The organism is Kitasatospora sp. NPDC048540 (genome assembly GCF_040651175.1).
Taxonomy (GTDB): domain Bacteria; phylum Actinomycetota; class Actinomycetes; order Streptomycetales; family Streptomycetaceae; genus Kitasatospora.
In genome coordinates this window covers 1-8760 of sequence record NZ_JBEZIR010000150.1, presented here as the reverse complement: position 1 = coordinate 8760, position 8760 = coordinate 1, and the positions used below count along the sequence as shown (strand labels likewise).

Sequence of the window (8760 nt, the reverse complement as noted above, 5' to 3'; positions counted from 1 at the left end):
AGGAAAACTTGACGACATAGATGATGCCCGTACCGGGGCGGTAGCAGATGAGGTGATCGGCCCTGCCGCTCCCCGTGAAATCGAACGGAACGACACAGTCCCGATCGCTCCGCAGATCGTAGCCGCCGATCCCGCCTGCGCCACACTGGTATATCGGGGCGAATCCAGCTCCAGCGTCGAGAATATGTGCGGCGCCTGATCCCGGCCTGAACAGCATGAGCTGCGTGGCCATGCCCTGACCGTAGAAGTCGATCGGAATTATCCGGTCTGCTGTCGATTTGAGATCGTATGGCCCGGTCTGAAAGCCGTTGGACGCGATCAGCATATTGATGAGCGTCTGATCGGGAAAGTCCATGCCATACAATCCCAGTCGTGCGCCCGGGACATTTGGATAGGAAGAGATTGACTTCCTTAGGGCGGCGTTGACCCCATCGGTCGTGCCGGCGATTCCTAGAGCTGCTGTCACCGGAAAGACTCCGCCGTTGCTGCTGCTCAGTGCGACAGCATTCAAATACCATTCGTCGAGACTGCCAACTGCGGCCTGTGCCATAAAGCCCTCGATGACATTTATGCGGGGGTTGATGTCCCAGATGGTATTGATATTGTAGTCTCCCTGGATATGCCAGACGGCGGGCCCAGTGGAGTTTCCGGTTGAACCTGCGGGGGCTGTGATTTTCGTAATTCCTTTGGGCGTCCGCTGGGCGTCGAACCCGCGCAAGAGGACGATCTTCCCGCGTGCGCTGTCGAGCGTGGGCGTCCTGTCGTCCAGGTAGAAATACGACTCGAACCCGAAGACGTAGGAGTCGAAGGTGTCCTCTAAGGAGCGCGTGTTGCCCGTCGGGGTGTACTCCTCCTGCACCGACATCACGATGCACTCCGTCGGGTGGACCTTCAAGAACGATACGAACACGTCCCTCACGCCGGATCCGAACATGAGGTTCTGGAAAACCAGTCCGTGATGGATGGCAAACGTGTTCTGGATGTGTCGGCACCTGATGTCGAAGTACCGGATACCGCTGTTGAGCTGGTCGGTGAGACTGAGCGTCTGGGTCTGTGCCAGGCCACCACCGTACAGCGCTCCAGAATCATGGGTCCCTGGGAGGGTGAGCGCAGAAAGATCCCGGTCGCCCGGGATCCCCGCCATCCACGAGGAGGTGCTGAAGCCGGACGCAGCCGCTGAGCTCACCGCGGTGGCCGAGCTCGAACCGCTGCGGGGCACCTGCAACCACTTGTTAGGCATGACGACGCCGGCCACCGCTGCAGTTGAAGTCACCATCAACTCACGCCTGGAGATCATGGGAATCCTTCCTGGAGCGCCGGCTCCTGGTCCGGCCCGGATGTGAGTGGTAGTCATTCTGCTCTCAGGCCGAGCCTCTGTTAAGAGGGCCTCCGTTTCCGCTGGTGGGGCATAGCCCGGCGCTTCGGCAACTGGGGCGGAGACGTTGGGAAAAACGTGAGCGGATGGCTCAGAACCTGACTGAGAACCGGTCACGCGGCGTGGGAACGAGTTGCGGTCGGGCGGGCGAGCCGGCGGGTCATGAGGATGATCATCGACCACTTGACCATGGCCTCGTGGTGTTCGGGCAGCCGCTCGTAGTCGCGCACGCACCGGCGTCTGCGACAGATCCACGACAGCGTGCGCTCCACGACCCGGCGGCGGGGCAGGACGACGAAGCCGGTCATGTCGTCGCTGCGTCTTACGGTCTCCACGGTGAGCGCGAGCCGCTTCTTCGCCCAGGTCACGAGCCTGCCCGCGTAGCCGCCGTCCGCCCAGACGTGTCGGATGCGGTGATGGACCTGCCGCAGCCGGGCGAGGAGCAGACGTCCCCCGTCGCGGTCCTGCACGTTCGCGGCGGTGAACGGCACAATCATCAGCAGACCGAGAGTGTCGCCGGCGACGTGCCGCTTGCGTCCGTTCACCTTCTTGCCCGCGTCCCACCCACGCTCCGCCGCGGCGACGGTCTCGGCGGACCGCAGCGACTGCGAGTCGATGATCGCCGCGCTCAGCTCGGCATCCCGGCCGTCCTGTTCGCGCAACCGGTCCCGGAGTCGGTCGTGCAGATCGTCGACCGCCTGAGCCCGCTCCCACCGGACAGAGAAGGAGTAGACGGTGGCGTGGGGCGGGAAGTCGAGGGCAGAGCCCGCTACTTGCATCCGTTGTCAACGACGTACCGGATCGCGCCCACGATCACTCGCCGGCAATGCTTCTCCGGACGTCCGCCCCGGCCCCACCGCCACGCAGGCAGAGGCAACAGTGGCTCAGCGAGCAGCCATTCCGCATCGCTCATGTCCGACGGATACCGCCGCGGCCAGGCCGGCAGGTCGGGGCCCCGACCATACCGGCAGGCGGGACAGCACCATCCCCACACCGATTCGGAGTTGGCAACGACGGCCCGGGCAGGGTAGGACGACACACAGGGCTCCTGGCGGTGCGGACGGCGTAGACAACCAGCGCATGTGGGAGGCCCTGCTGTGTCGTCCGGCGATCGAGCCAATCCCACAAGCTGGCCGGCCGCCACCAGCCGTCCCCGGTTCTCAGTCAGGCACTTGGACAGCGGCGTTTCTGGGTTTCGGGGTGGGCGGTCCGGAGTGCCGGGTGCTGGTGTCGCCGTGGTGTTTGATGCGGTGCGGGCCGAGGCGGTGCCGTTTGACGGCGCGGGGGCAAGTCCGGTGTCGTCGGGCTGGGTTGGGCCGTTCGGCTGTCTCGGCGAGGGCCCGGGCACGGGCGGTGGCCATGCGGTCAGGGGGAAAGGCCGCCTGGTCGGTGACCAGGCGGCGGACGACGCGGAGACTGCGGACGAAAGACATCCGGTCCGGGTCGAGGCTGGCGCCGTCAGCGGCTTGATGCATGAGGTTCCGGATCGCGTAGTGCGTGGTCAGCAGTGCCCAGATCTCCTGGCGGACCATCTCGGGCGACCTGGATCTCAGAGGACGTTATGTCGGGCTGGGGAGCGAGTGAACGACAGGGACATCACGGACGATCGGCGGGGCGGCTGCGGGTTGGTCCTGGCCGTACTACTGCTCGCCACGGCCGGAGCATTGGGAGGCACTCTCGGCCTGTGGCTGCCGACGTGGCGCGGTTGTATGTCCGAAGTCGGCAGCGACGACTATCTGATTTGTTCGGTGCTGGCAGGCCAATGGTGCGTGCTGGTCACCGTCCTGCTGTGGGCCGGCAGGCTGCTCGGCCGGAGCCGGCGCGACCGCCGCTACCGGTGGACTGATCCTGCCCCTTGCCGCTGTGCTGCTGACGCTGCTCTACCAGGTCGGAATGGGCTCACCCGACTGGCAGTCCGAAAGCTCCTGTCACGGCGGCCCGCCGGTCTTCCCGCTCATCGGCTGAGCACCCGGAGCCCGAGCGCCCTTCGACCGAACGGAACAACGGCCGCCAGCTCTCGGACCCGGGAGTGATGACTTCCGCATGACCGGCCCCGGCTGAACTTCGGCGTAACGGACGGGCCCTCGGAGGAAGTTGGGGATTCCATGCGAAAAGCAGTCCGGCCCCACCGAGGGCCTGACGGCCTTGTCCACCAGGGCCGCCCGGAGCTGTCCACCGCCACCTCAAATCTGGTCTGCAGCCTGATCCGCGGCCATCTGAAGAAGATCGGATCGCGCCGGCGCAAGCTGCCGCCCGCCTCGCGGTCCTCCGCCACGGCCGGCGGCTCTGCGAGATGGCGGGCGGCAACGACGTCTCCGCCTCCACGGTGCTCCGCCGGCTGCTGGAGGTGATCGAACTGCTCGCCGCGCGTGCCCCGCGCCCGGCGTCGTCGTCCTCCTGGACGGCACCCTGGTACGCACCGCCGCCTCACCGAGGACGAGAACCGGCCGAACCGCTCCGGCAAGCACAAGACCCCCGGCCCTGCTGTTCCTCGTGCCCACCGACGAGCGGGTCAACCTGGTCTGGATCTCCGCGGCGTAGCTGGGCTGCTCCAGTGGGATCACCACCGCCCGCCCCAACCAGATCACCGCACACGTTCGGGACGCCGGCCTCGATGAAAACCCTGACGACCCCGGTGATCGTCACCGGCCACAAGGCCGCCCACCGGCCGCGAGGACGAGTACCTGCATCCCTTACCTGGATCCCCCACCGGGATCGGGGCCGGGGCCTATGGCCGGTACGGGTGTCAGGAAGCCTCGCGGACGATCCAGAAGCGCGACTGACGGTAGGCGGGACCGTTGGGGTCGTCGGCTGCGACCCGTACCGGGGCGAGCGGGCCCAGCACCCGGCCGCCCAGCCGCTTCTCCTCGGCCGCCAACCACCGGGACTGCCAGAGCATCGCCGCGCCCACACCCGCCAGGATCAGGCCGACCGGCAGCCCGGTCGCGTAAGCGAGAGCAAGGCCGACCAGCAGCACCAGGATCAGCGGCTTGGTGAGGTTCTGGGAGAGCACGTCGAAGGTCTTGTCCCTCGCGATCACCTCGGCGGTCGGCGCGGGAGGCGTCAGGTTCTCCAGCCTCGCCTCGTACCACGGCCGACGGGCCTTCAGGAGTGCGCTGAACGTCGTCACGAAGAAGAGCAAGGCGCATCCCACAGTCATCACCGGATCCACCTGCCGGGATCCCCCCGTCCACGCCGGCGCACAGCTCACCAGACTCACCGCCAGCAGCAGGAACCCCTGGATGCGTACCGATGCGACAACGCCTACCAGCCGCAGACCACTGCTCATGAAATCTCTCCCGATCAGACCAAGATCGGGAAATCCTAGCGGTCGCCGAAGGCTGCCAGACCTCCGCGGCTCCCGCCCCCGCCCCCGCGACTGCTCCCGCCGTCCGACCCACACCGACAGCGCCGAGCGGAGTCAGCTGCTTGCGAGTGCGCACAGGTCGATCACTCCCGATCCCGGTTCCTTCAGAAGCCGGCGCTCTGGCCGCCGTCGACGTGCAGGATCTCGCCGGTGACGAAGGATGCCCGTTCGAGGTACATGATCGCCTCGACGACGTCGTCGATCTCGCCCATCCGCCCGAGCGGGTGCAGCGCGGCGAGCGCGCCGCCCGGGTCGTCCGGGCCGTCCGGGCCGTCCGGGTGCATCACAGTGCGGATGACGCCGAGTGAGACGGCGTTGGCGCGGATGCGGCGCGCCGCGTATTCGATGGCCAGTTCCTTCGTCGCCGCGACCAGGCCGCCCTTGGTCAGCGAGGCGAGTGCCGCGGGTATGCGCGCGTCGGCGCGGTCGACCAGCGACGTCGACACGCACAGGACGTGCCCGCCGTCGCCGGCCGTGAGCATCGCGGGGATGGCGCTGCGCGTGATGTCGAAGAAGCCGCGCAGGTTGACACCGGTCACCAGGTCGTAGTCGGCGTCGGTGTAGTCGGTGAATGGTTTCTCCCGGTAGACGCCGGCGTTGTTCACCAGCGTGTCGATCCGGCCGAAGCGGTCCAGCGCCTGCTCGACGATCCGCGCACCGGTACCGGGCCGGCTCAGGTCGCCGGGCACGGCGAGCACGTCCGGATCGTGCGACGAGGGGATGGACCGGGCAGTCACGACGACGGCGTACCCGCGCCTGCGGTACGCGTCGGCGACGGCAGCACCGATGCCTTGTGACGCACCGGTGACGATTGCCACCTTCTTCTCCGAGCTCATGGGTACGTCCAAGCTGAGGTTCTCGCGCTGGAGGTCTCCGGCTCACGGCGGGCCACACGCGGCGACGGCGCCCACCGGCTCTCACTCTACGTGGCGCCGAGCCCCGGCGCCGCGTGGAGCCTTTCGGGTGCGGTCGGCGGCCGACCGTACGACGCTGGAGACATCGGCCTGTCGAGCGTGGGAGGAGCACCGGTCATGGCCGCTCTGGTCGCCGTGAACGTCGGCATGCCCAAGGACGTCCCCTGGCACGGCAGGACCACCCACACGGGCATCTGGAAGCGCCCCGTCGCCGGGCCCGTGATGGCGCGCCGGCTCAACCTGGACGGCGACGGGCAGGGTGACCTCGCCGGGCACGGCGGCGAGCAGCGTGCCGTGCTGGTCTACCAGTTGAGCTCCTATCGCCATTGGCAGGAGTACTTGGAGCGGGACGACTTCACGTACGGCCAGTTCGGCGAGAACCTCACGGTGGACGGACTCGCCGACGACGAGGTGTGCATCGGCGACCGCTACGAGATCGGCGGTGCGGTCTTCGAGGTCACCCAGCCCCGTGTGACGTGCTACCGCGTGGGGTTGCGGCTCGGCGAGCCACAGATGGCCGCCCTGCTGGTGGCCCATCGCCGCCCGGGCTTCTACATGCGGGTGCTGACCGAAGGGTGGGTGCGGGCCGGGGACGAGATCGTGAAGATCGCCTCGGGCCCCGAGGAGATGACCGTCGCGGAGATCGACGGGCTGCTCTACCTGCCCGGCCACGCCCGGCCTCGGCTCGAACGGGCCCTGCGAATTCCCGCGTTGAGCCCCGGTTGGAAGACGTCGCTGCGAGCCCTGCTCGACGACGCGGATCGCGGCTCCGGCGCCGTGGGCGGAAACCGCGGGCTGACCACCAGCAGCCCGCCGCCGGCCTGGCCCGGGTTCCGCCGGCTCGAAGTCGCGCGCATCGAGCCGGAGAGCGCGAGCATCTTCTCGCTCACTCTGGCGGCAGTTGACGGTGAGCCGCTCCCAGCCGCTCTGCCGGGGCAGTTCCTCACCATCCGCCTGCGGCCGGATCCCCAGCTCTCCCCGGTCATCCGCAACTACTCGCTCTCCGGCCGACCGGGCGCCGAGACGTACCGCATCAGCATCAAGCAGGAGCCACACGGCGTCGCCAGCACGTACCTGCGTCAGCACGTGAAGACCGGTGACGTTCTCGATGTCGCCGCTCCGCGCGGCACGTTCCTGCTCGCGGACGCGGACACTCCGGTCCTGCTGCTGTCCGCCGGTGTCGGTGCCACCCCGGTCCTGGCCATGCTGCATGCTCTGGCCGCAGCGCGCTCGCAGCGCGCGGTGTGGTGGCTGCACGCGGCCCGGGACGGCGAGAACCACCCATTCGCCGACGAAGCGCGCACCCTGCTCTCCCAGCTGCCCGCAGGCCGGTCGTTCGTGGCCTACAGCCGTCCGTCCGGCGCCGACCGGCCAGGTGTCGACTACACGGTCGGTGGGCGGTTCAGTCCCGAGTGGATCCTCGGCCTGGAGCCGCCCCGGGACGCCGACTCCTACCTCTGCGGGCCGAGCGCGTTCATGCGGGACATGACCGCAGCCCTGGAGGCCGCCGGCCTGCCGTCCTCCCGGATCCACACCGAGGTCTTCGGGGCCACGTCCGCGGTCACCCCAGGTCTGGTAACCGGATCCGCCCGGACGCCGCACCAGCCGGCCGCCCCTCCCGGGGGCCGCCCGGGACCCTCCGTGGCCTTCGCGCGCAGCGGGCTGACCGTCCCCTGGCACCCTGGCTACGGGACGCTGCTCGAACTCGCCGAGGCGTGCGACGTGCCCGTGCGCTGGTCCTGCCGCACCGGAACCTGTCACACCTGCGAGACCGCGCTTCTCTCCGGCCGCGTCGAGTACGCCCCGCAGCCCCTGGAGCCCCCCGCCGCAGGAAGTGCGCTCATCTGCTGTTCGACGCCCCCGGCCGACGTGGTCCTGGACATGTGACCGCCCACGGATCACCGGGTTGCGTGCGGTCGGCGCAGCTGCCTAGCGTGATTGAGTGGGAAGGCGGTGACAACCGGCGGGGCTGGTCGGTTTCGTGAAGCATCCCGCAACCCACTCCTGGCATGCGTCCGAGAGGGGATTTCTGCCATGGCAAGGGTTCTTTTCATCATCAGCGGAGCCACCTACTGGGTGCTGAACGACGGCACACGGTACGCGACCGGCTACTGGGCCGAGGAGTTCGCGAACCCGTACAAGATCCTCACGGACGCCGGTCACGAGGTCGTCGTCGCGACGCCGAACGGTGTGACGCCGACCGTCGACATGATGAGCCTGCGCCCCGAGATGGCCGGCGGAAACGACGGCGCCTTGGAGCTGGAGGCCATCATCCGATCCGCGGAGGTGATGCGTCGACCGCTGCAGCTGTCGGACGTGCGCCTCGAAGACTACGACGCGGTCTACCTGCCGGGCGGTCACGGTCCGATGGCGGACCTGGCCTGGGACGCCGACGCGGGGCGGCTGCTGACCCAGCAGTTGGCCTCGGGCAACCCGCTGTTCATCGTCTGTCACGCTCCCGCCGCGATACTGGCCACCAGGATCCACGGTGAGTCGCCGTTCAAGGACTACAACATCACCTGCTTCACCGACGAGGAGGAGGACGGCGTCGGACTGGCCGCCAGGGCGCCGTGGCTGCTGGAGACCGACGTGAAGGCGAAGGTCGGGGTCAACTTCAGCCGTGGCCCGGTCTGGGAGCCCTACATGGTCGAGGACCGCAACCTGGTGACAGGACAGAACCCGGCCTCGGCCGCGGTCCTCGGGAACCGGATGCTGGAGATCCTCAAGTGACCTGTCCTGGAGCGATCCGGCTCGGGCACGCGCCCGCGTCGCAGGACGTCGGGTGCGTGGTGTTCCCGGCGAAAGGGCCATAACGATGGAAGCGGCCGTTTGCCCGGGCTCTGCTGGACCGGCACCGGGCCGCATCGAACAGCGGTGACGCGGACGCGGAACACGACATCTACGCCGACGACGTCATCGTCGAGTACCCGCAGTCCGGCGAGGTCATCCGTGGCAGGAGCAACACGCAGTACTTCGCGGACCCGTTCGACCCGCCGGCCTGGCGGTCTCAGAGGACGTTATGTCCATTTCTGGATGATCTGGTGTCGCCCGTTCGTGGGTACGGAGTCGTTCAGGCCGAGTCCAGTGTCGTGTGCATGATGAGC

General features: G+C 68.1%; 7 protein-coding genes and 1 pseudogene. 2 read left to right on the top strand and 6 right to left on the bottom strand.

The features are described from left to right. From AB0D08_RS35710 to AB0D08_RS35685, 6 genes and pseudogenes are all read right to left on the bottom strand, one after another. Positions 1-1297: phosphatidylinositol-specific phospholipase C (locus AB0D08_RS35710; protein ID WP_359894455.1), on the bottom strand; the 1297-nt coding region annotated here is incomplete at its 3' end. 191 nt (positions 1298-1488) lie between these two features. Then, positions 1489-2154 (bottom strand): IS5 family transposase, encoded by a 666-nt coding sequence (locus tag AB0D08_RS35705; RefSeq protein ID WP_359894454.1) that lies wholly within the window; start codon positions 2152-2154, stop codon positions 1489-1491. Continuing rightward, complete coding sequence (locus AB0D08_RS35700; protein WP_359894453.1) at positions 2145-2288, bottom strand: transposase; 144 nt, start codon at positions 2286-2288, stop codon at positions 2145-2147. Before AB0D08_RS35700 ends, AB0D08_RS35705 begins: the two co-directional genes overlap by 10 nt. 454 nt (positions 2289-2742) lie before the next feature. Beyond that, positions 2743-2928 (bottom strand): annotated as a pseudogene (locus AB0D08_RS35695) (IS4 family transposase); the annotation flags it as partial. 1193 nt (positions 2929-4121) lie between these two features. Further along, entirely contained in the window at positions 4122-4664 is a 543-nt protein-coding gene (locus AB0D08_RS35690) for a hypothetical protein (protein WP_359894451.1), read from the bottom strand. A gap of 182 nt (positions 4665-4846) precedes the next feature. Beyond that, positions 4847-5578, bottom strand: coding sequence for an SDR family oxidoreductase (locus AB0D08_RS35685; protein ID WP_359894449.1), 732 nt, complete (start codon positions 5576-5578; stop codon positions 4847-4849). 195 nt (positions 5579-5773) lie between these two features. Here AB0D08_RS35685 and AB0D08_RS35680 point away from each other — a divergent pair, with 195 nt between their 5' ends. Then, complete coding sequence (locus AB0D08_RS35680) at positions 5774-7543, top strand: MOSC and FAD-binding oxidoreductase domain-containing protein (protein WP_359894447.1); 1770 nt, start codon at positions 5774-5776, stop codon at positions 7541-7543. Between the two features lie 147 nt (positions 7544-7690). Beyond that, complete coding sequence (locus AB0D08_RS35675) at positions 7691-8386, top strand: type 1 glutamine amidotransferase domain-containing protein (RefSeq protein ID WP_359894445.1); 696 nt, start codon at positions 7691-7693, stop codon at positions 8384-8386. Positions 8387-8760 lie beyond the last annotated feature (374 nt).

Bases quoted from the DNA above. Each gene is read 5' to 3' on its own strand.
- AB0D08_RS35685 (WP_359894449.1), bottom strand. From the start codon at position 5,578: ATGAGCTCGGAGAAGAAGGTGGCAATCGTCACCGGTGCGTCACAAGGC.
- AB0D08_RS35680 (WP_359894447.1), top strand. From the start codon at position 5,774: ATGGCCGCTCTGGTCGCCGTGAACGTCGGCATGCCCAAGGACGTCCCC.
- AB0D08_RS35700 (WP_359894453.1), bottom strand. From the start codon at position 2,288: ATGAGCGATGCGGAATGGCTGCTCGCTGAGCCACTGTTGCCTCTGCCT.
- AB0D08_RS35705 (WP_359894454.1), bottom strand. From the start codon at position 2,154: ATGCAAGTAGCGGGCTCTGCCCTCGACTTCCCGCCCCACGCCACCGTC.
- AB0D08_RS35690 (WP_359894451.1), bottom strand. From the start codon at position 4,664: ATGAGCAGTGGTCTGCGGCTGGTAGGCGTTGTCGCATCGGTACGCATC.
- AB0D08_RS35675 (WP_359894445.1), top strand. From the start codon at position 7,691: ATGGCAAGGGTTCTTTTCATCATCAGCGGAGCCACCTACTGGGTGCTG.